This is a genomic window from Pseudomonas syringae group sp. 247E2 (assembly GCF_032587795.1).
Taxonomy (GTDB): Bacteria; Pseudomonadota; Gammaproteobacteria; order Pseudomonadales; family Pseudomonadaceae; genus Aquipseudomonas; species Aquipseudomonas amygdali.
Window position 1 is genome coordinate 25,457 of the sequence record NZ_JAWHPK010000005.1, and the last position, 23,734, is coordinate 49,190.

Consider the following 23,734-nt stretch of genomic DNA (forward strand, 5'->3'; position numbering starts at 1 on the left):
TGGGGCGATCATGATGAGAAGATAAATATAAAACACCGAGAGTGTAACCTGTAACAGCGATGACAATCTCGATAGAGAGAAGTTGCAACTTTTTTCTATTAAACCCATACGTTTTTATAATTGATTAACGCAGGTTGGTTTTCGCCAGCTCCAGCACCTCACTGCCCCGCCCGCTCATGATCGCGCGCATCATGTACAGGCTGAAGCCCTTGGCCTGGGCCAGCTTGATTTTCGGCGGGATGCCCAGCTCCTGCTTGGCAGTGACCACGTCGATCAGCACCGGACCGGGATGATCGAACGCCTTGCGCAACGCTGCAGATAGCTCTTCGGCGTTCTCCACGCGCAGGCCGAGAATGCCTGCGCCCAAGGCGATGCCGGCGAAGTTGGTTTCATGCAGGTCGGTGCCGTGCGGCACGTAGCCACTGGCTTTCATTTCCATGTCGACAAAGCCCAGCGAGCTGTTGTTGAACACCACCATCTTGATAGGCAGGTTCAGTTGGCGGATGCTCAGCAGATCTCCCAACAACATCGACAGGCCACCATCGCCACACAACGCCACCACCTGACGCTCAGGGTGCTCGGCCTTGGCCCCCAGAGCTTGTGGCAAAGCGTTGGCCATCGAGCCGTGGTTGAACGAGCCGAGCAGACTGCGCTTGCCGTTCATGTGCAGGTAGCGTGCGGCCCACAGCGTTGGCGTGCCGACATCGACGGTAAAGATTGCATCGGCGTCGGCCTGTTCATCGACCAGACGGGTGAGGTATTGCGGGTGAATAGGCGTACCGTCTGGCGTAGGCGTGGCCAGTTCGTCCAGCTCTTCACGGGCCTTGGCGTAGTGCTTCAGGGCCTTGTCGAGGAAACGGCGATCGGTATGCGGCTTGAGCCTTGGCTGAAGCGCTTCAAGGGTTTCCCGCACGCCTCCAACCAGACCCAGCGCCACGGGCGTGCGGCGGCCCAACTGCGTAGGGTCGAGGTCGATCTGGATGATGTTGGCTTTTTCCGGGTAGAAATTCCGATAGGGGAAGCTGCTGCCGAGAATCACCAGCGTGTCGCAGGACAGCATGGCGTGATAGCCGGAGCTGAAGCCGATCAGGCCGGTCATGCCGACGTCGAACGGGTTGTCGTATTCAACGTGCTGCTTGCCACGCAAGGCATGAACAATGGGGGCGCCCAGCGTATCGGCCAGTGCAAGAATCTGCTCGTGAGCACCTGCACAGCCTGCACCGCACAGCAAGGTCACGGCTTTCGAGTCGTTGAGCATGTCGGCCATCGACTGCAAGTCGTTGTCTGCCGGGACGACAGCTGGCGGCGTGGGCTCAATCCATTTCGCAGCTACATCAGGGGATTCGCTGAGCGCTACATCGCCGGGCAAGACGATAACGGCAACACCTTTCTGGCTGATCGCCGCGCGCATGGCACGTTCCAGCACACGGGGGAATTGCTCGGGGTTGCTGACCAGTTCGACGAAGTGGCTGCACTCCTTGAACAGCTCCTGCGGGTGGGTTTCCTGAAAGTAATCCAGGCCGATTTCCGAGGAAGGAATGTGCGCAGCAATCGCCAGCACCGGCACGCGGTTGCGATGGCAGTCGTACAGGCCATTGATCAGGTGCAGGTTGCCCGGTCCGCAGCTGCCTGCACAGACCGCCAGCTTGCCGCTGGATGCCGCCTGGGCACCGGCGGCGAAGGCTGCGACTTCTTCATGACGGGTGTGCATCCAGCGAATCGAATCGGTGCGTTCCAGGCTGTCGGTCAGGCCGTTGAGGCTGTCACCGGACACCCCCCAGATGTGGGAAACACCTGCCGCTGCGAGGGTTTGCGCAAGATGGTCGGCGATGGTCTTGGACATTAGGGGTTCCTTGTCGAGGCAATAATGAATTCGGTAAAACGCGCGCAGCGCTCTGCTACGCCTGTTGTGGTCGACCCGATGAATTCTCGACAGTTCAGAAAACCTGAGCCCTGTTCAGGGCTCGGTCAGACAGTTTGCATTGGCAAACAATTCAGGCGTGCGGGTTGCCCGGCGCCTTGGCAGGGACTGCGTATTGCGGTTTGAGCTTGCCCTCGCTGTCGAGCAGCCAGGCATCGAGAATTTCCCGGACTACAGGGCCCGCGACTCGACCACCCGCCTCGCCGTTCTCGATGGTCACAGATACCACGATCTTCGGATGATCGGCCGGTGCGAAGCCGACGAACAAGGCGTTGTCACGGTTACGCTCCAGCGTCTTCAGGCGGTTGTAACGCTCACCCTGCTTGATCGCCACCACCTGCGCCGTACCGCTTTTGCCAGCGATGCGGTACTGCGCGCCCTTGGCGGCATCGCGCGCAATGCCGCGTGGGTCGTGCATGACCATCTGCATGCCGGTGTTGACCTGATTCCATTCATTGGGATCGCGCAGCACGATGTTTGGCATCGGGTGCTCATCAAGCGGCACGTCATGACCTACTTCCATCGCCAGGTGCGGCCGATGCCAGACGCCTTTGCTGGCAATCAGTGACGTGGCCTGGGCCAGTTGCAACGGAGTGACCTGCATATAGCCCTGGCCGATACCGAGAATCACCGTTTCGCCCGGGAACCACGCCTGGCGGCGTGTAGCGCGCTTCCATTCGCGGGACGGCATCAGCCCGGCCGATTCCTCGAACATGTCCAGCGAGACCTTCTGACCGATGCCGAACATGGTCATGTAGTCGTGCAGGCGGTCGATGCCGAGCTTGTGCGCGACAGTGTAAAAGTAGGTGTCATTGGAACGCATGATCGCTGTGTCCATATCCACCCATCCATCGCCGCTGTGGTTCCAGTTGCGGTATTTGTGATCGAAGTCCGGCAGCTGGAAATAACCGGGGTCGAAGACCTTGGTCGAGGCTGTGACCACACCGCTGTCGAGACCGGCAATCGCCACCTCCGGCTTGACCGTCGAGCCCGGTGCGTAAAGGCCACGCAGCACCCGGTTGAACAGCGGCCGGTCAATGGAATCGCGCAGCGCAGCGTACTGCTTGAAGCTGATGCCGGTGACGAACAGGTTGGGGTCGAAGCTTGGTTTGCTGACCATCGCCAGCACTTCGCCGGTTTCCGGGTCCAGCGCAACCACCGAACCACGTCGATCACCCAGAGCGTTTTCCGCTGCGGCCTGCAAATGCGCGTCCAGCGTTAGGGTGATGTTCTTGCCCGGCACCGGGTCAGTATGTTTCAGCACCCGCAGCACGCGGCCCTGGGCGTTGGTTTCGACCTCTTCGTAGCCTACGTGGCCGTGCAGCTCGGATTCGTAGAAGCGCTCGATACCGGTCTTGCCGATGGATTGAGTGCCGCGATATTCGTTGTCGAGATGCGACGCTTCTTTTTCGTTGATACGCCCGACATAGCCAATCGAATGAGCAAAGTGTGCGCCCAACGGGTAGTGACGAACGAACTGCGCTGCCACATCCACGCCCGGTAGCAGGTACTGATTGACCGCCAGTATGGCGATCTGCTCCTCGGTCAGCTCATAAAGCAGTGTTGCGGGCTCGAACGGGTGACGAACCTGTTTCAGTTCCTTGTCGAACAGAATCCGGTCTTCGTCGGGCAACTCCAGCAGGGTCATCAGTTCATCGATCACCTTGTGCCAGTCACCGGCGCGTTCACGGGTCAGGGTCAGGTTGAAACTGGGGCGATTGTCAGCGAGCACTTCGCCATTGCGGTCAAAGATCAAACCGCGCTCGGGCGGGATCGGCAGCACGTGAACACGGTTGTTTTCGGAAATGGTCGAGTGATAGTCGAACTCGGTGACTTGCAGGAAATACATGCGCGCGACCAGACAGGCAGCCAGCAGGCCGACCAGCACCGCGCAGGCAATCAGGCGCTGATTGACCAGCCGCGTCTCTTTTTCGTGGTCTTTCAGGGGAATTGGATTGGGCATTTCTACAGCTTCTCGGTGAAGGGCAAACGGCGCAACTAAACGTGTATATAAAGATTTCGGCGCGCACCATACCAAGAAGCGGCTGATTGCAGGCGATCAAGCCGACAATCGCAGGATGAAAAATCTGTCAGAAAAGACTCATTCGGGCGTGATCTGCAGCGTATTCGACACTTCACGGGCCTGCATAATGCGCGGCAGATTGGTCTCGATCCAGGTGGCGAGTGTTTCAACCTGCAAGGCGACTTCTTCGCCCATCGGGGTCAGCCGGTATTGAACATGCGGCGGCACTACCGGCAGTGACTTGCGGCTGACGAAGCCGTCCTGCTCCAGGTGCTGCAGGGTTTGCGCGAGCATTTTCTCGCTGACCCCGCCAATTTTGCGCCGCACCTCGCTGAAACGATGCATGCCGCCGCGCAAAACCACCAGCACCAGCACGCCCCAACGGCTGCAAACATGGTTGAGCACAATCCGTGAAGGGCAGTCAGTGGCCAGTACCTGCCCCTGACGAACGAAGGCCAGCATGGACTCGACCGTTTCAGACTGTGGATGCGAGGCAGATTCACTCATAGCACTTACCTTTTTGTACGTACTTACGAAAGGTAAGCATCATGACTATGCTGGCGCTTCCTTTCAACCTGATTCAAGGAATCCTTCCATGATCGTTGTCACCGGTGCCACTGGCCAGCTTGGCCGTATCGTCATTGAACAGCTGCTCACTCGTGTACCTGCCGGGCAGATCATTGCCGCAGTCCGCAGCCCGGAAAAGGCCAATGACCTATCGGCAAAGGGCATTCAAGTTCGTCACGCCGACTATTCGCAGCCGTCGACGCTGGACAGCGCGTTTGCCGGTGCCGACAAAGTGCTGCTGATTTCTTCCAGCGAAGTGGGCCAGCGCCTGCCGCAGCACAAGGCCGTGGTTGATGCGGCGAAACGCGTCGGGGTCAAACTGCTGGCTTACACCAGTGTTCTGCATGCAGACGCCTCGGCACTGGGCCTGGCCAGAGAGCACCGCGAAACCGAAGACTACCTGCGCGCCAGCGGGCTGCCTTATGTCCTGCTGCGCAATGGCTGGTACACCGAAAACTACACAGCAGGCATTCCCGGCGCGCTGGGCCATGGCGCGGTCATGGGCTGTGCCGACGAGGGCCGCATCAGTTCGGCGTCGCGCCTCGATTACGCTGAAGCTGCGGCGGTGCTGCTGACCTCCAGCGAGGATCAGAGCGGTCGCGTGTACGAGCTGGCTGGTGACGATTCCTACACACTTGCTGAGTTCGCTGCCGAGCTTTCAAAGCAGGCCGGCAAGACTCTGCCTTACGTCAACCTGCCGCAAGCCGAATTCAAAGCCGCGCTGATCCAGGCAGGCTTGCCAGACTTCGTTGCGCAGTTGCTGGCTGATTCCGACGCGGCCGCAGCCAAAGGCGCGCTGTTCGATGACAGTCACCAGTTGAGCGCACTGATCGGCCGTCCGACCACCAGGCTCTCTGCAACCATCGCCCAGACCCTGCAAGGCTAAGCGCGGCAAACCCGATCGAATGATTTGCAAACGTGAGGGTCCCAGTTGTTACGAGGCATTAAGCCATCGCCTGATACCAAAGACTGGGAGTCTTTACATGAATAGCAAATCGTTGATCGCCTGCATGACCTTGCTCGGCTGCTTCTCCGCCGTCACCCTGCCCGCTCACGCAGAGACGGCGGACCCGAAAGTCACCGAATCCAAGGACAATATGCACGAACTGGAAATCGGTTCCCGCGTGCCGGAAAAATATCGCCGCAGCGATCTGGAAGTAAAAGACTGGAAAAGCAAAGGCCTTGAAGCACCAGCCAAGGAAAGCGAATGGGTGAAGATCAATGACAAATACGTCCGCTTTCAGAAGGTCAACGGCAACATCATGGATATCGTGCCGGTGAAGAAGTAAGGTTCAACAAGTATGCACAGCGCTATGGAGCACAAGCCTGGCGCTAGTGTTTCATATATAGGCTCATTGCAACTGAGCCTGGTGCCAATGCCACGCATTGGCACGCTGCACTGCGGGCATAGCTCGTCGCAAACAGCCCCTCCACCAACCAAAACCATTGCTTTTTTGTCCGCATGCCTTACAAATGCAGTGTTGCCAGCCTGTAACATCACTGCCACCTTCTCTGCGAGCCTGCTCCATGTCCAGAACCGTCGCCATTGCCTTCGCCTGCCTGCTTTCATCAACGGCCCAGGCCGCCTGCCCCGCCGCGACCCCGGTCGATACAGCGCGCTGGGTCTACGAAAAGCATCAGGACTTCTACCTCAGTGGCAAAGGCTCGGCTGATTACCTGTCCAAGCCTTTGCTGGGCTTGCTGAAAAAAGACTGGGCCTGTCAGAACGGTGATCAGTGCGCAGTCAGCGCCAACCCCTGGACCGACGCGCAGGATGGCGATGTGCAGAAGCCCATCGACTGGAAGCTGGTGTCCAATTCCGACAAGCAGGCGGTGGTCGAGATGACCTACAACCTGGGCTACAAAGACGCCCCGCAGCAGCCGGTCACCAGCCAGACCACTCGTCTGTTGTTGACTAAAAATGCCAGCAGTTGCTGGGTGCTGGACAATCTTCAAGGGCCGCAGGGTGTCGCACTGATGCAGACCTTGGAGGAATTTCCTTACGAAGGTGATTGATCGGCCTTGAAACAATCCGTCATTCTCGGTATCACAGGCACTTGAATTTCACGAGCGAGCACCATGAATACCTTTGAGCAATCGATTATTGAGGCTGCGCAGGCCGCCACGCCCAATAACACCGATGCCGAACGCGAAGCTGCCAGAATTGCCGCCACGCAGGCAGTGGCCGAAATCATGTCCAGCCGCAGCGGGCTGGACCGTACCCTGGCATTGGCCGAGTTGCTGGATTCCTACTCGGAACATGACGATCAGGAAGACGATTAGGCTGGGCGGCAGCGGGCAAAAATTTATTACCTGTTTATTTACCTGCGACGCTAAAGAAAGCTACTGTAGCGGTCGATAATTCGATTGAGGGGGTTCATCACAGCCCCCCATTCACTTAGTCATTTAGTGCGCTCGGATGCGACCTATAGGGGAACCATCCGTGCAAGTCGAACAACTGAAAGACATCCAGGCCTATGTCAGGCGCACCGCCGACGACCTTGAACGCGTCTCGGCCAATCTTGCCGGACATCTTTTGTACCTGGAGCGTACTTCTCGCCCGCATGAGGCGCAGGAAGTCAGCGAGCGGATCGTCGGCTTGCGTGCGTCAGTCGATGGCCTTCGTGGCGTGTTCCGGTAACTGACCATTTACCTTTCCCCGGCCTGCGACAGCGGCCTCGCTACTTCCTCCAGAGACTTGCGCTCGGCAGCCGCGCCCCATATCGACTGCACCAGCGCCGCGAACACCATCAACCCTGCCCCGATCAGATAGCCGATCAGCACATTGCTGCGTTCGCCGGTTTCTATCAACTCACCAAACAACGTAGGGCCTATCATCCCGCCCAGCCCCGTACCGAAGGCGTAGAACACTGCAATCGCCAATGCGCGGATTTCCAGCGGAAAGGTTTCGGCCACTGTCAGGTAGGCCGAGCTGGCCGCTGCCGAAGCAAAGAAGAAAATCACCATCCAGGCAATGGCCTGCTGGGTTACGTCCAGCAGACCTTGCTCGAACATATAGCCACTGATCGCCAACAGCACGCCTGACACACCATAGGTCAGGCTGATCATGACACGCCGCCCCACCACGTCAAACAACCTGCCCAGCAGCAGCGGACCGCAGAAATTACCCAGCGCCAGCGGCAACACATACCAACCGACGCGCTCGGACGGCACGCCATAGAAGTCGGTCAATACCAACGCATAAGTGAAGAAAATCGCATTGTAGAAAAAAGCCTGCGCCGTCAGCAGCGTCAGGCCAACCAGCGATCGCTGGCGAAACGTCACCAGCAAGGTTCTGGCAACCTCCCCCAGCGGCGTGTGGTCGCGCACGTGCAGGCGCAAGGGTTTGCCCTGCACGGGAGGCAGCACATGGCCCTGGCGCTGCAAATCGGCCTCTATCTGTTCAACGATCTTTTTCGCCTGCGCGGCCTGGCCGTGAATCAACAGCCAGCGTGGGCTCTCCGGCAGCCACAGACGCATCAGCAGCACCAGCAGGCCCAATACCGCACCGATCCCGAAACACAGGCGCCAGCCCAGTTCGGCACCTACCCATTGCGGATCGAGCAACACAATCGAGCCAATCGCGCCCAGCGCAGCACCCAGCCAGAACGTGCCATTGATGGTCAGGTCGACCCAGCCCCGGTAACGCGCCGGGGTAAATTCCTGGATCGTCGAATTGATTGCGGTGTACTCGCCACCGATACCCATGCCGGTCAGAAAACGGAACAGCATAAAGCTCCAGACACTGAATGAAAACGCCGTGGCGGCCGTGGCACCGACGTACAGCAGCAAGGTGATGAAGAACAGTTTGCGACGCCCGAGACGGTCCGCCAGCCAGCCAAAAAATAATGCGCCGAGTACGGCACCGGCGATATACGCGGCACCCGCCAGGCCCACGTCACTGTTGGTCAGGTTGAGCGCCGGACTGGCTTTCAGGGCGCCAGCCACCGAGCCTGCAAGGGTCACTTCCAGGCCATCGAGCAACCAGGTGATACCCAGCGCCACAACCAGTAAGGTGTGAAACCGCCCCCAGGGCAAGCGGTCCAGACGGGCCGGCAAATCGGTTTCGAACACTGCACCCTTTTCATCGGTTGTGGTCATTTCCGGCTCCCTGACAGCGAACATTGGTGTCAGGTTTGAGAGTGACTTACGGCGATCAAGTTCAGCTCACCCAGAACCACAGCAGCGTCAGATTGGCCGCCGAGATCAGACCGAACAGACCCCAGGCGGCAATCTTGACCAACCGACTGTTGACGAACGGCCCCATCAACTGCGGATCACTGGTAAAGCGAATCAGCGGCCAGAGTGCAAACGGCAGTTGCAGGCTCAGCACCACCTGGCTGAGCACCAGCATCTTGCCGACCGAACTGTCACCCAGCCAGATCACGCCGATCAGCGCCGGAATCAGTGCCAGTGCGCGAGTAATCAAGCGCCGCTGCCAGCAAGGAATTTTGGCCTGCAGAAAGCCTTCGAGCACCACCTGCCCGGCGATGGTTCCCGTGAACGTCGAACTTTGCCCTGCCGCCAGCAAGGCGACGCCGAACAGCACGCTGGCAATGGCACCGCCGACCAATGGATCAAGCAGGTGATAAGCGTCCTGAATCTCGACCACTTCGGTATGCCCGGTCTTGTGAAACGCCGCAGCCGCGAGGATCAGAATCGCCGCATTGATAAGCAGCGCAAGGCTCAGCGAACCGATAGTGTCCAGCCGGGCGTAGCGAATGGCAGTGGCCTTGCTGGCCAGGTCAGCACCATTGACCCGGGTCTGCACCACCGACGAATGCAGATAAAGGTTATGCGGCATGACCGTGGCACCCAGAATACCGATGGCGATATACAGCGGCTCCTGGCTGCTCAGTACATCCCAGCTCGGTTTCAGGCCCGCCACCACATCCGGCCAGAATGGCTTGATCAGAAACAGCTCGATGGCAAAACAACTGGCAATGGTTGCAATCAACCCCAGCACGATAGCTTCCAGACGCCGGAAATTGGCGCCCTGCAAGGCCAGCACGATCAGGGTATCGAAAGCGGTCAGCGCTACACCGGTGGTTATCGATACGCCCAGCAACAGATGAAACGCCAACGCCGCCCCCAGCACCTCTGCCAGATCGGTGGCGATGATCGACAGCTCTGCCAGCAGCCACTGGCCTTTGGCGACATTACGGCTGTAGCGGGCAGCAGACAGCTGCGCCAGATCACGCCCGGTGGCGATGCCAAGTCGGGAACAAAGGTTTTGCAAGACCATTCCCGACAGACTGGCGAGCACCACCACAAACAACAATGAATAACCAAAGCGTGAACCGGCCTCGATAGCCGTCGCCCAGTTGCCGGGGTCCATGTAACCGATGGAAACCAGCAGGCCTGGCCCCACGAACAGCATCATCTTGCGTAGCAAGGATGCGTTCGGCGGGATGGTCACGCTGTCGGTGGTCGCCGATGGGCAGAAAGGGGCTGTTGCAGTGGTGGGCAGTTTGTACGTCACGGGAACCCGACAGGCAGAAAATCAAGACCCTCATCCTAAGGTTTTGCGACACATGTTGATACATCATTGGCGGCTTCATGCCTGCTGTTTTGACGCTTGCTGGTCTTTGAGGCTGGCACTGCATTGCTAATCTCAAGCTATTTCAACGGCGTACAGCCTGAGCTAACCGGTATAAACACTCAAAAACCGCACCAACTAAACAATTATTAATCTTTTAGGGGCCATTAACCGCATTAAAAGACCATTCATTACAAATTGTAAAGAGTACCATTCAGGCATCTACAAGAACTCAGGATGGCCATCGATGAACTCATCACCTCGCACAGGTGCACCCAAGGGCGAACAGCTGCGGGCAGCGTATATCTCGGCGCGAATTGATCGACTGCCTGCGGTTGCCACTATCTGGAAACTGGTCGCCCTGCTGTCTATCGCCGGTTTTTTCGAGCTTTACGACCTCTTTCAGACGGCCTATATCAGCCCCGGCCTGATTCGCGACGGAATCTTTGCCACGGGAAACCAGGGCCTGTTCGGCTTTTCCGATCAGGCAGCCTTTGCCTCGGCGACCTTTCTGGGTCTGTTTTTCGGTGCCAGTCTGGTTAGCCCGATTGCCGACCGTTACGGTCGCCGCGCAATTTTTACCTTCGCGCTGATCTGGTACACCATTGCCACGGTGATCATGGGTCTGCAGACCTCCGCTCTGGGCGTGATAGGCATGCGCTTTGTAGTGGGTATCGGCCTGGGCGTCGAGCTGGTGACCATCGACACTTACCTGTCGGAACTGGTACCCAAACGCATACGCAGTTCGGCGTTCGCCTTCGCATTTTTCATCCAGTTCCTGTCAGTCCCCAGCGTGGCGCTAATGTCATGGTGGCTGGTGCCGCAGGCACCCTTCGGCTTTTCCGGATGGCGCTGGGTGGTGATTGGCAGCGCGGTATTTGCGCTGTTTGTCTGGTGGCTGCGTTCAGCACTCCCAGAATCACCTCGCTGGCTGGCGCAGCAGGGGCGTTTCGACGAAGCCGAACTGATCATGGACGGAATTGAAGCACGTTGTATCAAAGACCAGGGCAAGCCGCTGGATGAACCTGAACCGGAGAAAGTCGCGCTGTCAGGCAACGGCCGCTTCGCTGATATGTGGCAACCGCCATACCGTCGTCGTGCACTGATGCTGATCGTATTTCACGTCTTCCAAGCCATTGGCTTCTTCGGCTTCGGTAACTGGCTGCCCGCCCTGCTTTCTGGCCAGGGCCTGAGTGTCACACACAGCCTGGGGTATGCGTTCGTGATCACGCTGGCCTACCCGCTCGGCCCGCTGCTGTTCGTGAAATTTGCCAACCGCTTCGAGAACAAATGGCAAATCGTCGGCTCAGCGTTGGGAGCGATGATCTTCGGCAGCCTGTTTGCCTTCCAGACCAGCGCGGCAGGCCTTATTTTCTGCGGGATCATGATCACATTCTGCAACGCATGGCTGAGCTTCAGTTATCACTCGTATCAGGGCGAGTTGTTTCCGACCAACATCCGCGCACGTGCCGTGGGCTTTTGCTACTCGTTCAGCCGCCTGTCAACGGTGTTCAGCAGCCTGCTGATCGGGATTTTCCTCGACCACTTCGGCACACCGGGCGTACTGGCGTTCATCGTTGGCAGCATGCTGATCGTGATCATTACCATTGGCCGGTTCGGACCACGTACACGCCATCTGGCGCTGGAGCAGATAGCCCACCGTTGAGTGAACTGACCGAGGAGTGGGTTCAGGCCTGAGCCCACTCCACATTGGTGACACCAAAGTGTTCCGCATAAGGTTTGGACACTTTGGCGACTTTCTCCAAACGGTATTTCGGTATGCGCGCAAGACCCGCGTCGACACTTGCACAGTGCCAGGCTTCAGCGTTGTCCATATTCTCGGTGCGTATATAAAAACTCTTGAACGAACCGTTCAGCAGATAATCAATGCGGTAATGCTTTGGAAGTGCCATTGAAAGCCTGATCCTTTTTTCAGCAGTGGCTTGAAGTATAGGTGACTGCATTCACTGCAAAGAAATTCATTCTTTTTTCAATATCGGCGACCAACGAACATCCCCATTCTGATATATCAGCGAATACCCAGGCGCTTGGCAAGTCGATTGAGATTGGCTCTGTCCACCGCTAAATCGCGCGCCACTTCTGCCCAACGGCCTTGATGTCGTTCAAGACAATCAACAATCAAAGAACGCTGAAAAGCATCCACCGACGCCTTAAGCCCTGCCCCCTGCGCAGCCGCTGAAAGGGCTTTTTCAGCCGTGGGCAGTGGCGTGGCAGACGCCGAGCCGTCGAGACCCAGCGCTGGCCCTTCGACCGTCAGGATGCGCGGCTTTTGCGGATGGGCAGACAGCGCCTTGAGCACCGCCCGGCTGATCAGGTGCTCCAGCTCACGAACGTTACCCGGCCAGGGGTGCGCGAGCAGCAGCCGCTGCGCCTCGGCGCTCAGGCGCAGCCCACGTAGCCCCATGCGCACACGGTTTTCCTCGAGAAAATAGCCAGCCAGCAGCAACACATCCCGTCCGCGCTCGCGCAGTGCTGGCACGAGCAGCGGGTAGACGCTCAATCGATGATAGAGATCCGCCCGAAACCGGCCGGAGCGCACTTCCTCGGCCAGATCACGATTGGTGGCAGCGATGATGCGCACATCCACATGGTGTTCCTGATCAGCACCGACCCGTTGCAACTGACCACTTTGCAGCACACGCAACAGCTTGGATTGCACCGACAATGGCAGCTCACCCACCTCGTCAAGGAACAACGTACCGCCATCCGCCAGCTCGAACCTGCCGCTACGCCCATTGACCGCCCCGGAAAAAGCGCCTTTGACATGCCCGAACAATTCGCTCTCGACCAGCATTTCAGGCAGCGCGGCGCAGTTGAGGCTGATCAGCGGCTTGTGTGCCCGCGGCGAGTGCAGATGGATGGACTCGGCCACCAACTCCTTGCCGACACCGGTTTCACCCATGACCAGTACCGTCAGCGGGCTGTTGCCGACCAGTTCAATCTCCTGCTGCATACGCTGGTGAACCGCACTCTGGCCAATCAGCTCGCGAGGCGCTCGCCCTCCGGCAGCGCGCTTGTAGACCTCGGCCAACTGGCGCTGATCTTCAAAACCCCGCGCCAACTGGTTGATGCGCTCGCCCGCCATGACCGTTGCCGCCGCGAGACTGGCGAAGGCCTGCAGGTTATCCAGATCGACGCTGCCAAAGCTGGAGGGGTCCAGCGAATCCAGGGTAATAAGCCCCCAGGGCCGCCCCTGAACAGACAGCACGCAGCCCAAGCAATCATGCACTTCCAACGCGCCATGACCGTCGACCAGCCCGTCATAAGGGTCCGGTAAATCGCAATCGGCAGCAAAGCGCAGCGGCCCGTCACTCGCAAGCAACGCCTCGAAGCGAGGATGCTCGCTGACCCGGAAGCGACGACCGAGCGCGTCCGGGCTGAGACCGTCGACCGCCAGCGGAATCAACACATCACCTTCAAGCCTGAGCAGTGCTGTAGCGTCGCAAGGCAGCCAGTGGCGCAGCGAGCACAGCAGACGCCGATAACGCTCTTCGTCCGGCAGTTCTCTGGACAGGTCGGACACCAACGGTATCAGCTCACGCAACAGGGGGTGGGTCATTACGACTCCAGCAGACGGCCAACAAAGGCGTCATTATGACTCGCCAGGCTGAATAAGTGGTCACCGCGATGTTTATCCAGGCTCGCCCGTTCTGGCACCGTATGTCGAACACGTTGTATCAACGCGCGAATCAGAGCTACCGCCGTTAATCAGCCCTCTGAAATGACTCATTAACTTTACAGTTTCCGTACCAGATTCCGTTATTTGGTCAATCAATGAATCAATAGCGTTCATGCAATTACAGTTGCCCGATCCTTAATTTTCCTGACGCCACAGGCACGGCTGAATGATGGATATCGTTTAATTTTATTGATGTGGCGATTGTCCGGTCTTGTTCCATAGTGCGCTCACTTTTACAGGAGCAACTGTTCATGCCCGGCACTCAAGGAGGAGTTCTTGAGGTTGATACACCTCTGGTTGTCGACCTCGATGGAACGCTGCTGCGTTCAGATTTGCTGTTTGAAACCGCAGTAGCTTTTATCCGCGGCCGACCACTACAGGTATTCAGGATTTTTACCTGGCTGTTACAAGGCAAGGCGCCCCTCAAGCAAGGGCTGGCTCTGGGCACCGACATCGACGTTGCGTTACTGCCCTACGATGCTGCGGTCATCGCTTATATCCAGACCAGTCGGCAGCACGGGCGCAGGGTGGTTATGGCAACGGCCTCTCACGAAACCCTTGCCAACCAGATTGCAGCACACCTGCAAATGTTTGATCAGGTCTGGGCCTCGGACGGTAAAACCAATCTTTCTGCCCATCGCAAACGCGATTTGCTGGTCAGCCATTATGGTGAGGGCGGCTTTGATTACATCGGTAATTCCCGGGACGACCTGTGCATCTGGAAAGTCTCACGCAAGGCCATCGTCGCCAGCCCGCTCGCAGGTGTGGAGCGCGCGGCGCGGGCACAAGGAAACGTCGAACAGGTGATCAAATCCACATCGTCCCGACGCAGTGCGTGGTACAAGGCGTTGCGCCTCCACCAATGGCTGAAAAACACACTGATTTTTGTGCCCCTGCTCGCGGCTCACCAAGTCCAGAGCACGCAATTGCTGCTCGACGGATTGCTGGCGTTTTTGTGTTTCGGGCTCTGCGCATCAAGCGTTTACCTGCTCAATGACCTGCTTGATCTGGCAGATGACCGCCACCATCGAAGCAAACGCGAGCGCCCGTTCGCCAGCGGTCAGTTGTCGATCGAATCCGGCTTACTGGTGATCCCGCTGTTGCTCGCAGCAGCCTTCGCCGGCGCGGCAATCATGTTGCCATGGCAATTTGCGGCGGTGCTGGCTGCCTATTACTTGCTGACGCTGGTCTACTCGCTTTACCTCAAGCGCCACATGGCAGTAGACGTCATTGTTCTGGCGATGCTCTACACCACGCGCATCCTGGCCGGTGCAGCGGCGTTTCAGTTGCCGCTGACGTTCTGGATTCTGGCATTTTCAATGTTTCTGTTTCTCAGCCTCGCGCTGGTCAAGCGCTATGCCGAACTGCGCGACGCGAGGCTGTGCGATGTGACCGTCAAGACACGCGGCCGCGGCTACTACCCGGGCGATCTGGACATGATCGCCTCCCTGGGTGCATCGTCGGGCAATCTGGCGGTAATGGTCCTGGCGCTTTACATCCATGAGGGCGCGACGGTTGCCCTGTATCAGCATCCGCATGTGATCTGGCTGGCCTGCCCGTTGCTGTTGTTCTGGATCACCCGGATCTGGATGCTCACCCATCGCGGCCAGATGAACGAGGACCCGGTAGTTTTCGCAATCCGCGACCGGATCAGCCAGGGGATCGGTTTTCTGTTCCTGCTGGTGTTCTGGATCGCCGCATGAGCGCGCCTCTCTACTCCTGGGGGCGCTACCCGCAGGTTGCCCAGCAAGGTCATGACTGTGAGGCGGTAAATCGCTTGCCGGCGCACATCTCGGAAACACTTGCGCATCATCACACCAGCCTGCCGTTCGGCAACGGCCGTAGCTACGGCGACAGTTGTCTGGCAAGCAGTGGTCACGTACTGGACATGCGCAAGCTGGATCGCTTCATCGCCGCAGACTGGCAGAACGGCGTGGTGCAACTGGAAGCAGGCATGACCCTGTCACAACTGCTGGCGGCAGCAATCCCGCGCGGCTGGTTTCTACCGGTCACACCGGGCACGCAGTTTGTGACGATAGGCGGCGCACTTGCCAACGACGTGCACGGCAAGAATCATCATCTACGCGGCACCTTCGGCTGTCATGTCATGCGTTTCGAATTGATCCGTCATGGCGAGCCGCCGATGGTTTGTTCGGCCGTGGAAAACCCTTTGTTTTTCGCTGCCAGCATCGGCGGCCTGGGCTTGACCGGCGTTATCAGTCGGGTCGAGCTGCAATTGATGCCGATCCGTACCAGTCAGATCAACAGCACGGTGGTGCGCTTCGCCAATCTGGCAGAATTTTTTACCCTGTCGCACGAGCTGGACGCGCAGCACGAATACAGCGTGGCCTGGATTGATTGCCTGGCGCGAGGCAGTAATAGCGGCCGTGGCGTGTACATCGTCGGCGACCACGCTCGTTACGGGTCGCTAACGGTCGATGCGCCCAAGCGTCTGAGCATACCGTTCATTGCCCCGCTTTCACTGGTCAACCATCTGTCCTTGCGTGCATTCAATTCGATCTACTGGCACGCCCATCCACAACAGGCCAAGGCCCGCCGCAGCGCGTGCGAAGCGTTCTTCTACCCGCTGGATCGCATCCGGCACTGGAATCGTCTTTATGGTCGCAAAGGGTTTCAGCAATACCAGTGCGTGATCCCCGAGCATTGCGCGCCCAAGGCCATGCAACTGCTGCTCGATGCGATTGCTGCATCGGGCCGGGGTTCATTCCTTGCGGTACTCAAGCGCTGCGGCGATATCGCTTCGCCGGGGCTGCTGTCCTTCCCGATGCCGGGTACTTCGCTGGCACTGGATTTTTCGCAGACGCGCGAGCTGGCCGAAACACTGTTCCCACGCCTGGATGCCATTGTCCGTGAAGCGGGTGGACGTCTATATCCGGCAAAAGATGCACACATGACCGGGAGCGATTTCCGCCAGGCCTATCCAGCCTGGGAGCAACTTGAAGCCCTGCGTGACCCTTCCTTGATGTCCCGCTTCTGGAAACGAGTGATGCCATGAAAAAAATTCTGATCATCGGCGCGACATCAGCCATCGCCCACGCCTGTGCCCGACTCTGGGCCGCGCAGGGCTGTGATTTTTTTCTGGTGGCGCGCGACATGGAGAAGCTCGACAGCAATGCAGCCGATCTCAAGGCGCGCGGTGCCGGGCGTATCGACACACACCGACTGGACGTTACGCACTTTTCAGAGCACCCGGCGATGCTGGCCGACTGTCTGGCTGCATTGGGGCAGATCGATATCGTCCTGTTGGCTCACGGCACCCTGCCCGACCAGAAGGCCTGCGAGCAATACGCAGGCCTGGCCATACAGGAATTCATCACCAACGGTGCATCGGTTATTGCCTTGCTGACCCTGCTGGCCAGGCATTTCGAAGTGCAGCGCTGCGGCACACTGGCAGTGCTTTCCTCCGTCGCTGGTGATCGAGGACGCCCTTCCAATTACCTGTACGGTTCGGCCAAGGCTGCCGTCTCGACGTTCTGCGACGGGTTGCAGGCGCGGATGTTCAAACTCGGCGTACACGTAGTGACCATCAAGCCGGGTTTTGTCGACACGCCCATGACCCACGGCCTGCCGTTGCCTGCCTTGCTGGTTGCGCAACCGGCAGCTGTTGCCGAGCGCATCGTCAGGGGCATCGCACGCCGGTCTACAAGCCTTTATGCGCCGGGCTTCTGGGCATGGATCATGTGGGTGATTCGCGCGATTCCACAGCCATTATTCAAAAGGCTCGACCTTTGAGCGACATGCCGCTGCTGTCAGGCTGGCGCTATCGGGCGGTGCTGCTGTCGGTCGTCGTCTCGGCACTGGGCTATCTGGGATTTTCCCTGTGGGGCGGCTGGCAGGCAGTCAGCGCAGCAACCGGCAAGGTCGGGGCGCAGGGCATTGGCTTGGTCTTGCTGATGTCGGCAATCAACTACGCGCTGCGCTTCGGACGCTGGCAGCTTTACCTTGAGGTGCTGGGGCATCCGCTTGCCTGGCGGCAAAGCCTGCGGATCTACCTGGCCGGCTTCGCGCTGACAACCACGCCCGGCAAGGCCGGCGAAGCACTGCGTGGCGTATTGCTCAGGCCGCTGGGCGTACCGTACCCACAAAGTTTTGCTGCATTTTTCAGCGAACGCCTGTCCGATCTGCTGGCCATCGTGCTGCTGACGCTGTTCGGTCTGTCGTGGTACCCGCAGGCGCAACCCATGATTTTTATCGGCCTGGCGCTGGTTCTGGCGGGGCTGCTGGTGCTGTCTCAGGGTCATTTGCTGAAGCGCATGCGAGGTGCGCTGCCGACGGAGAAGAGCACACGACTGCGCAGGCTGCGGCGGCAGTTGTTCGACATCCTGCTCGCCGCCCGTCAATGCCTGCACGGGAGAGTGTTGCTGACCGCCAGCCTGCTCAGTCTGCTTGCCTGGAGCGCCGAGGCACTAGCGTTTTACTGGATGCTTGGCTGGATGGGCGCGCAGATCCCACTGACGTTTGCCGTGTTCACCTATGCACTGGCAATGCTCGCCGGAGCGTTGAGTTTCATGCCGGGTGGCCTGGGCAGTGCCGAAGCAGTGATGGTCGGGCTGCTGATGTTCAAGGGCATGCCTGGGGCCGACGCGATTGCCGCCACACTGCTGATACGTCTGGCGACCCTGTGGTTCGCAGTGGCGATCGGTGCCGTGATGCTTTCCCGATTCAACGCTGCACCACCGGGACGTCAGCCTTGAGGCAGTAAAGCAGGCACCCGACACCTTTTGTTCACCTCACGGAGGAGCTGTTCAATGCCACCCGATTCGCGCACTTCGATTGCCATGCCCCTGTTTCTGCTGGGTGCCGCCATCGCCGCAAGTTTTCTGGCCTCCAGCGGGCCGGTGCAATGGATGGACAATGGCATGTTTCTGGCCAACGCCCGCGAAGGCCATTATTTCAGTCAGTCGCTCGGACCGCTGGAGCATCCGCTTTATCAACTGCTCAACTCGGTATTCTTCACACTGTTCGGCTCACGCGCGCTCAGCCTGCTGAATTCGTTACTCCTCGTGCCGTTGGCATGGATTGTCTATCGACTGGCGCAAAGCCTCGGCGCCGGGCAACGTCAGGCCGTACTCGCTGGCGCAGCGACGGTATTGGCGCACGGAGTGTTCTGGGTGTCGACCAAAGCCGAGGTTTACCTGCTGCACACGCTGTTCGTACTGCTGGCTTATACGCTGCAGTTCAATGACAGTAACCGTCTGACGCCGCTGAAAAAGCTGTTCATGATTGGCGTGCTGACTGGAATGGCGGCCTCGACTCATCAACTGACCTTCGTGGTCCTGCTGCCGCTGTACCTGCATCTGCTGTACCTGTATAAAGCGCGCGTTTTGATCACCCTGCCCGGCTTCATGCTCGGCTTCGCAGCGGCGGCTGTCGCGGTGTTCAATGACCTGAACACCGGATTGGGCCTGCTGGATATTGCTCGACGTTACCTGACCGGTGCGTCCGCGACCATTGCGGGGCCGGAGTGGGAGGGTAGCCTGTTGCGTTTCGACGAACTCCTGGAGGAAAGGAACGCAGCCATACTGGTGCTGCTGTCACTGATAGGGCCGCAGTTGGCGGGGCTGCTGCTGTTTCCCAAGGAGAGTCGGCTGCGGTTGTTGTGGAGTGCGGCGCTGTTGAATCTGGTTTTTGCCATTTCCTATAACGTGACCGACCGTTTCACCTTTTTTCTACCCGGCGTGGCGATGCTGAGCATCATCGGCATGATTCAGCTGCGGCGGGTTTTGCCACACAATGTGACACGCAGCACCTTGCTCAATCTCTCGGTATTGTCCTCGCCGACAGTGGTTCTGTTGGCGTATTCACTTTACGCAAACGGGGTCATACATTTTCCTGAGCATAAGGAGAAGCTGCCCTATCGCGACGATATCCGTTATTTCATGGTGCCTTACCTGCGCGACCGCTCTGCCGAGCAGTTCGTGCGCGCCTATGAACAGGTCGTGCCCAACGGTGCGTTGATCATCGCCGACTGGACACCGATGGGTGCCATGCGCTCCGGGCAAGCCATCGGGCTGCTTGGCGGTCGCAGGCTGGCCATGTGCGACGACAACGTTGCCATTCGAGCGGCCTTGAACAGCAACGGCGTCTATCTGCCACGGTTGAGCTATTGCGGGACGCTTACACAGAACTACCGGCTGGAAGAACAGCCGGCAGGATATTCATTGCAGGCGAACTGATCATGAATGAACCTCTGACTCACATTCATGACACATTCGCGCATACTCTCAAGGCTGCCAGAGCGCCTGCCCGCCGCCCAGTTTGCGGTCCAGAAAACTGGCCGCGCTGATCAACGCCAGATGGCTCAGGGCCTGCGGTGTATTACCGAGATGATGAGCATGCGCGTCGAATTCTTCGGCGTACAAGCCCAGCGGGTTGGCGTAACGCAGCAATTGTTCGAACTCCAGATGCGCCTGCTCGACCCGACCGGCACGGGCCAGACATTCGACGTACCAGAACGAACAGGCAACGAATGCGCCCTCTTCGCCTGCCAGTCCGTCATCGTGATCATCATCGTTGCGATAGCGGAATACCATCCCGTCACGCACCAGTGCTGCCTCGATGGCGTCCAGCGTCGCCAGCCACTTCGGGTCATTGGCACCGACAAAGCGTACCAGCGGCATCAGCAGCATTGAGGCATCCAGATTGCGGCTGCCCTTGTGCTGCACGAAGTGGCCCAGGTCTTCGTTCCAGAAATTCTCCCAGATGTCGTTGTGGATCTCTTCACGTACCCTGGTCCAGCGCTCAAAGGGCCCCGACAGCGAGCGCTTGAACGCCAGGCGCAGTGCCCGGTCCAGTGCAACCCAGCACATCAGCCGCGAATGCAGAAAATGCTGATCGCCACCGCGCATTTCCCAGATGCCCACATCGCGGTCGCTCCAGTGTTCGCACACGTAGTCAACCTGGCGAACGACATGCTGCCAGCCATCATGGGAAATAGCGTCTCCATACTTGTTGGCCAGGTAGACGGCGTCCATCAGTTCGCCGTAGATATCCAGCTGAACCTGCTTGTAGGCCTCATTGCCGATGCGTACCGGCTGAGCACCGCCGTAGCCGGACAAATGATCGAGATTGTCTTCCGGCAATTCTGCGTGGCCATCGAGGGCATACAGAATGCCGAGTTTCTCGGTCTGTTCACAGCAGTCATCCAGTCGCCCGCGCACCCAGCTCATGAAGGCATTGGCTTCATCGGTGTACCCCAGGCGCATGAACGCATACACGGTGAATGATGCGTCACGTATCCACGTGTAACGGTAGTCCCAGTTGCGCTCGCCGCCCTCGGTTTCCGGCAGACCGAACGTCGCGGCTGCGACAATGCCGCCATGCTTGCGCGAGGTCAGCAGCTTGAGCGCCAGCGCCGAGCGGGTGACCATTTCACGCCAGCGGCCCTTGTATTGCGATTGCCCGGCCCAGCGCCGCCAGAATTTCAGTGTGTCGTCGAAATAGCGCGAGCACTTGCCTGCCGCCACGTTCGGGTCGTCGATACCGCCAAGAATGAACTCGACGGTCTGGCCTTTATGCATGTGAAACTCGGCTACAGCGTCCTGCTGCTGCAGCTGTAGCGGCGTAGCGGCCGACAAGCGCATGCCTGGCTGCCCTTCGGCCTCGAAACAGATGTCCTGGCCATCGACGCGAGCGGTGGTTTCAGCACGGCTGTAGTCCATGCGTACCCGGCAGCGCATGCGAATGGTGGCCTCGCCAAAACGCACTTGAACCCTGCGCACGATGCGCGGCAGATCGTCCTGATCTTCACCGATCGGCATCAGGTCGGTGACTTCCACCACCGCGTCCTCGGAAATCCAGCGGGTTTGCAGGACATTGGTGTCCGGCAGGTAGATCTGCAGCCGCCTGGCGCCAGGCAAATCGGGCGCCAGCTGAAAGATCCCGGCATCGGGCGTATCCAGCAGCGCGGTGAAAATCGACGGGCTGTCGAAATCCGGCCAGCAGCAGAAATCGATGCTGCCGGTGTTGGCGATCAACGCGGCGCTGCGCATATCGCCGATGATGCCGTGGTCTTCGATACGGTTTTGCGCTTCTTGGGGAAAGTCAGCCATTGCCACGGAACTCCGGATAAAGGGTCATCCCGCCGTCGATGTACAGGGTCGTGCCGTGCACATAATCCGAGGCATCGGAGGCCAGCCAGAGCACGGCATTGGCGACGTCTTCGGGCTCACCGATACGGCCATAAGGGATCAGCTTGAGCATTTCCTTCTCGGCGTCGCCCTTGCGCGCGTCGGCATTGATCGGCGTGCGAATAGCACCCGGCGCGACGCTGTTGACGCGAATTTTCAGTTCGCCAACCTCCTGAGCAATGCTGCGCATCAGCAGATCGACGCCGCCTTTGGATGCAGCGTAATTGACGTGCCCGGCCCATGGGATCAACTGATGCACCGAACTCATGTGAATGATCTTGCCCATCGCCCGTGACACATCAGGGCGCATGCCTTGCTTGATGAACTGGCGCAACGCCGCGCGGGCACAGAGAAATTGCCCGGTCAGGTTGACATTGATGACCGTGTTCCAGTCTTCCAGGCTCATGTCGACGATGGCTGCGTCTTTTTGCAGGCCCGAGTTGGCGACCAGGATGTCCAATGCGCCAAAGTGCTCGATGGTCTGCGCAAACAGGCGCTCGACGTCTGCTTCTTTCGACACGTCGGCCCCGACAGCAAGGGCGCGACCGCCCGCTGCGCGAATCTCTTCAGCCAGCTTCTCGGCAGGTTCAGCCTTGGAGTTGTAATTGATCACCACCGCCGCCCCGGCGTCCGCCAGCGCTCGCGCGGCACCCGCGCCGAGACCGGAACTGGCTCCGGTGACGATAGCGACTTGTTGCTTGAGTGAGATATGCATCGAATTTCAGCCTCGGAGTAAGCGTACTAGTGCTGACTGACGAGGCTGAAAGTAAGTTCAGTTCGGCTTAGGGTGCCGGGTTGGGCTGAGTGGTATGAATGGCTTCGATGCCGGCGATGACCTCGTCGGACAGCGTGACGTCGATGCTCTCCAGATTGATCTTCAGTTGATCCAGTTTCGTGGCACCAATGATGTTGCTGGTCACGAACGGACGGCTGGTGACATAGGCCAGCGCCATCTGCGATGGATCCAGACCATGCTCGCGAGCCAGCGCGACATACTTGGCTGTGGCAGTGACGGCCTGCGGGTTGTTGTAGCGCTGGAAACGCTCGAACAGGGTCAGGCGGCCATCAGCCGGACGTGCACCGTCCAGGTACTTGCCGGCCAACACACCGAACGCCAGTGGCGAATAGGCCAGCAAGCCGATCTGTTCGCGAATAGCGATTTCTGCCAGACCCACTTCGAAGGTGCGGTTAAGCAGGTTGTAGGGGTTCTGGATCGAGACAGCACGTGGCAGATCGAGGGTTTCGGCAAGGTGCAGAAAACGCTGAGTGCCCCATGGCGTTTCGTTGGAGAGGCCGAAGTGGCGAATCTTGCCCGCCTTGACCAGATCGCCCAGAACCGACAGGGTTTCTTCGATTTCGACAGCCTGATCATCCGGGTCGTGGGTGTAACCCAGCATGCCGAAGAAGTTGGTCTTGCGATCCGGCCAGTGCAACTGGTACAGGTCCAGGTAATCGGTATTAAGGCGCTTGAGGCTGGCTTCCAGCGCCGCAGTGATGTTCTTGCGGTCAAGCCGCGGATTGCCATCGCGGATATGATCCATGCGACCTGGACCGGCGACCTTGCTGGCCAGTACCCAGTCGTTGCGGTCCCCATACTTCTTGAAGTACTCGCCGATGATGCTTTCGGTCTTGGTGTAAGTCTCGCCACGCGGCGGCACCGGGTACATTTCTGCCGTGTCTAGGAAGTTGACCTTGGCATCCTTGGCCATACGAATCTGTTCGAATGCTTCATCCTGGGTGTTCTGCTCGCCCCAGGTCATGGTGCCCAGACAGATCGCGCTGACCGACAGATCGGTTTTGCCCAATTTACGAAATTGCATCGATGTCTCCGTTT

General features: G+C 58.8%; 21 protein-coding genes. 11 read left to right on the forward strand and 10 right to left on the reverse strand.

Annotation, left to right across the window (positions count from 1 at the left end; genetic code table 11):
• Positions 1 to 124 precede the first annotated feature (124 nt).
• From poxB to RYC18_RS06140, 3 genes are all read right to left on the reverse strand, one after another.
• Positions 125 to 1,843 carry a ubiquinone-dependent pyruvate dehydrogenase gene (gene poxB / locus RYC18_RS06130; protein ID WP_016980412.1) on the reverse strand — a complete coding sequence of 573 codons (1,719 nt, stop codon included), beginning with the start codon at positions 1,841 to 1,843 and terminating at the stop codon, positions 125 to 127.
• Between the two features lie 151 nt (positions 1,844 to 1,994).
• On the reverse strand, positions 1,995 to 3,884 hold the full coding sequence (gene mrdA, locus RYC18_RS06135) for a penicillin-binding protein 2 (RefSeq protein ID WP_002553803.1): 1,890 nt from the start codon (positions 3,882 to 3,884) through the stop codon (positions 1,995 to 1,997).
• 138 nt (positions 3,885 to 4,022) lie between these two features.
• Complete coding sequence (locus RYC18_RS06140) at positions 4,023 to 4,451, reverse strand: winged helix-turn-helix transcriptional regulator (protein WP_005744192.1); 429 nt, start codon at positions 4,449 to 4,451, stop codon at positions 4,023 to 4,025.
• 88 nt (positions 4,452 to 4,539) lie between these two features.
• On the opposite strand from RYC18_RS06140, the gene RYC18_RS06145 reads away from it, so the two are divergent.
• From RYC18_RS06145 to RYC18_RS06165, 5 genes are all read left to right on the forward strand, one after another.
• Positions 4,540 to 5,397 (forward strand): SDR family oxidoreductase, encoded by an 858-nt coding sequence (locus tag RYC18_RS06145; RefSeq protein WP_005744194.1) that lies wholly within the window; start codon positions 4,540 to 4,542, stop codon positions 5,395 to 5,397.
• 97 nt (positions 5,398 to 5,494) lie between these two features.
• Positions 5,495 to 5,800, forward strand: coding sequence for an RcnB family protein (locus RYC18_RS06150; protein WP_005744196.1), 306 nt, complete (start codon positions 5,495 to 5,497; stop codon positions 5,798 to 5,800).
• Positions 5,801 to 6,038: 238 nt separating this feature from the next.
• Positions 6,039 to 6,527 carry a DUF3828 domain-containing protein gene (locus RYC18_RS06155; RefSeq protein WP_005733540.1) on the forward strand — a complete coding sequence of 163 codons (489 nt, stop codon included), beginning with the start codon at positions 6,039 to 6,041 and terminating at the stop codon, positions 6,525 to 6,527.
• Between the two features lie 63 nt (positions 6,528 to 6,590).
• Positions 6,591 to 6,794: a hypothetical protein gene (locus RYC18_RS06160; RefSeq protein ID WP_002553810.1), complete on the forward strand. Its 204-nt coding sequence runs from the start codon at positions 6,591 to 6,593 to the stop codon at positions 6,792 to 6,794.
• Positions 6,795 to 6,954: 160 nt separating this feature from the next.
• Positions 6,955 to 7,152 carry a hypothetical protein gene (locus RYC18_RS06165; protein WP_002553811.1) on the forward strand — a complete coding sequence of 66 codons (198 nt, stop codon included), beginning with the start codon at positions 6,955 to 6,957 and terminating at the stop codon, positions 7,150 to 7,152.
• 8 nt (positions 7,153 to 7,160) lie between these two features.
• Here RYC18_RS06165 and RYC18_RS06170 read toward each other — a convergent pair whose 3' ends face one another.
• Positions 7,161 to 8,612, reverse strand: a complete 1,452-nt coding sequence (locus RYC18_RS06170) for an MFS transporter (protein WP_016980410.1) — start codon at positions 8,610 to 8,612, stop codon at positions 7,161 to 7,163.
• 61 nt (positions 8,613 to 8,673) lie between these two features.
• A complete protein-coding gene (locus RYC18_RS06175; protein ID WP_161938286.1) occupies positions 8,674 to 9,981 on the reverse strand; it encodes an Nramp family divalent metal transporter in 1,308 nt (435 codons plus the stop codon).
• A gap of 316 nt (positions 9,982 to 10,297) precedes the next feature.
• Between RYC18_RS06175 and RYC18_RS06180 the strand changes: the two genes are divergently transcribed.
• Entirely contained in the window at positions 10,298 to 11,716 is a 1,419-nt protein-coding gene (locus tag RYC18_RS06180; protein WP_005744198.1) for an MFS transporter, read from the forward strand.
• 22 nt (positions 11,717 to 11,738) lie between these two features.
• Here the strand turns inward: RYC18_RS06180 and RYC18_RS06185 are convergent, their stop codons facing one another.
• The gene (locus RYC18_RS06185) at positions 11,739 to 11,963 is read right to left on the reverse strand and encodes a DUF6555 family protein (protein ID WP_004658504.1); all 225 of its coding nucleotides are present in this window, start codon (positions 11,961 to 11,963) and stop codon (positions 11,739 to 11,741) included.
• Positions 11,964 to 12,079: 116 nt separating this feature from the next.
• The gene (norR, locus tag RYC18_RS06190) at positions 12,080 to 13,630 is read right to left on the reverse strand and encodes a nitric oxide reductase transcriptional regulator NorR (protein WP_016980409.1); all 1,551 of its coding nucleotides are present in this window, start codon (positions 13,628 to 13,630) and stop codon (positions 12,080 to 12,082) included.
• A 371-nt stretch (positions 13,631 to 14,001) separates the two neighbouring features.
• On the opposite strand from norR, the gene RYC18_RS06195 reads away from it, so the two are divergent.
• From RYC18_RS06195 to RYC18_RS06215, 5 genes are read left to right on the forward strand one after another with little or no spacing between them, the layout of a single operon-like run.
• The gene (locus RYC18_RS06195; RefSeq protein WP_005783092.1) at positions 14,002 to 15,453 is read left to right on the forward strand and encodes a UbiA family prenyltransferase; all 1,452 of its coding nucleotides are present in this window, start codon (positions 14,002 to 14,004) and stop codon (positions 15,451 to 15,453) included.
• Positions 15,450 to 16,766, forward strand: coding sequence for an FAD-binding protein (locus RYC18_RS06200; RefSeq protein WP_005783094.1), 1,317 nt, complete (start codon positions 15,450 to 15,452; stop codon positions 16,764 to 16,766). Before RYC18_RS06195 ends, RYC18_RS06200 begins: the two co-directional genes overlap by 4 nt.
• Entirely contained in the window at positions 16,763 to 17,503 is a 741-nt protein-coding gene (locus tag RYC18_RS06205; protein WP_005783095.1) for an SDR family oxidoreductase, read from the forward strand. The genes RYC18_RS06200 and RYC18_RS06205 overlap by 4 nt, the downstream gene beginning before the upstream one ends.
• A complete protein-coding gene (locus tag RYC18_RS06210; protein ID WP_005783096.1) occupies positions 17,500 to 18,465 on the forward strand; it encodes a YbhN family protein in 966 nt (321 codons plus the stop codon). The genes RYC18_RS06205 and RYC18_RS06210 overlap by 4 nt, the downstream gene beginning before the upstream one ends.
• Before the next feature lie 54 nt (positions 18,466 to 18,519).
• A complete protein-coding gene (locus tag RYC18_RS06215) occupies positions 18,520 to 19,947 on the forward strand; it encodes a DUF2723 domain-containing protein (RefSeq protein WP_010192038.1) in 1,428 nt (475 codons plus the stop codon).
• A 48-nt stretch (positions 19,948 to 19,995) separates the two neighbouring features.
• Here RYC18_RS06215 and RYC18_RS06220 read toward each other — a convergent pair whose 3' ends face one another.
• The 3 genes from RYC18_RS06220 to RYC18_RS06230 all read right to left on the reverse strand — a co-directional run bounded on the left by RYC18_RS06220 (position 19,996) and on the right by RYC18_RS06230 (position 23,720).
• Entirely contained in the window at positions 19,996 to 21,822 is a 1,827-nt protein-coding gene (locus RYC18_RS06220) for a glycoside hydrolase family 15 protein (protein ID WP_005783098.1), read from the reverse strand.
• The gene (locus tag RYC18_RS06225; RefSeq protein WP_005733527.1) at positions 21,815 to 22,615 is read right to left on the reverse strand and encodes an SDR family oxidoreductase; all 801 of its coding nucleotides are present in this window, start codon (positions 22,613 to 22,615) and stop codon (positions 21,815 to 21,817) included. Before RYC18_RS06225 ends, RYC18_RS06220 begins: the two co-directional genes overlap by 8 nt.
• 67 nt (positions 22,616 to 22,682) lie before the next feature.
• Complete coding sequence (locus RYC18_RS06230) at positions 22,683 to 23,720, reverse strand: NADP(H)-dependent aldo-keto reductase (RefSeq protein WP_005783099.1); 1,038 nt, start codon at positions 23,718 to 23,720, stop codon at positions 22,683 to 22,685.
• Positions 23,721 to 23,734: the final 14 nt, after the last annotated feature.

Excerpts from the sequence above, each read along its gene's own strand:
- RYC18_RS06215 (WP_010192038.1), top strand. The coding sequence starts at position 18,520 with ATGCCACCCGATTCGCGCACTTCGATTGCCATGCCCCTGTTTCTGCTG.
- RYC18_RS06230 (WP_005783099.1), bottom strand. The coding sequence starts at position 23,720 with ATGCAATTTCGTAAATTGGGCAAAACCGATCTGTCGGTCAGCGCGATC.
- norR (WP_016980409.1), bottom strand. The coding sequence starts at position 13,630 with ATGACCCACCCCCTGTTGCGTGAGCTGATACCGTTGGTGTCCGACCTG.
- RYC18_RS06220 (WP_005783098.1), bottom strand. The coding sequence starts at position 21,822 with ATGGCTGACTTTCCCCAAGAAGCGCAAAACCGTATCGAAGACCACGGC.
- RYC18_RS06225 (WP_005733527.1), bottom strand. The coding sequence starts at position 22,615 with ATGCATATCTCACTCAAGCAACAAGTCGCTATCGTCACCGGAGCCAGT.
- RYC18_RS06200 (WP_005783094.1), top strand. The coding sequence starts at position 15,450 with ATGAGCGCGCCTCTCTACTCCTGGGGGCGCTACCCGCAGGTTGCCCAG.
- RYC18_RS06160 (WP_002553810.1), top strand. The coding sequence starts at position 6,591 with ATGAATACCTTTGAGCAATCGATTATTGAGGCTGCGCAGGCCGCCACG.
- RYC18_RS06150 (WP_005744196.1), top strand. The coding sequence starts at position 5,495 with ATGAATAGCAAATCGTTGATCGCCTGCATGACCTTGCTCGGCTGCTTC.
- RYC18_RS06195 (WP_005783092.1), top strand. The coding sequence starts at position 14,002 with ATGCCCGGCACTCAAGGAGGAGTTCTTGAGGTTGATACACCTCTGGTT.
- RYC18_RS06170 (WP_016980410.1), bottom strand. The coding sequence starts at position 8,612 with ATGACCACAACCGATGAAAAGGGTGCAGTGTTCGAAACCGATTTGCCG.
- poxB (WP_016980412.1), bottom strand. The coding sequence starts at position 1,843 with ATGTCCAAGACCATCGCCGACCATCTTGCGCAAACCCTCGCAGCGGCA.
- RYC18_RS06145 (WP_005744194.1), top strand. The coding sequence starts at position 4,540 with ATGATCGTTGTCACCGGTGCCACTGGCCAGCTTGGCCGTATCGTCATT.
- RYC18_RS06155 (WP_005733540.1), top strand. The coding sequence starts at position 6,039 with ATGTCCAGAACCGTCGCCATTGCCTTCGCCTGCCTGCTTTCATCAACG.
- RYC18_RS06205 (WP_005783095.1), top strand. The coding sequence starts at position 16,763 with ATGAAAAAAATTCTGATCATCGGCGCGACATCAGCCATCGCCCACGCC.
- RYC18_RS06140 (WP_005744192.1), bottom strand. The coding sequence starts at position 4,451 with ATGAGTGAATCTGCCTCGCATCCACAGTCTGAAACGGTCGAGTCCATG.
- RYC18_RS06180 (WP_005744198.1), top strand. The coding sequence starts at position 10,298 with ATGAACTCATCACCTCGCACAGGTGCACCCAAGGGCGAACAGCTGCGG.
- mrdA (WP_002553803.1), bottom strand. The coding sequence starts at position 3,884 with ATGCCCAATCCAATTCCCCTGAAAGACCACGAAAAAGAGACGCGGCTG.
- RYC18_RS06185 (WP_004658504.1), bottom strand. The coding sequence starts at position 11,963 with ATGGCACTTCCAAAGCATTACCGCATTGATTATCTGCTGAACGGTTCG.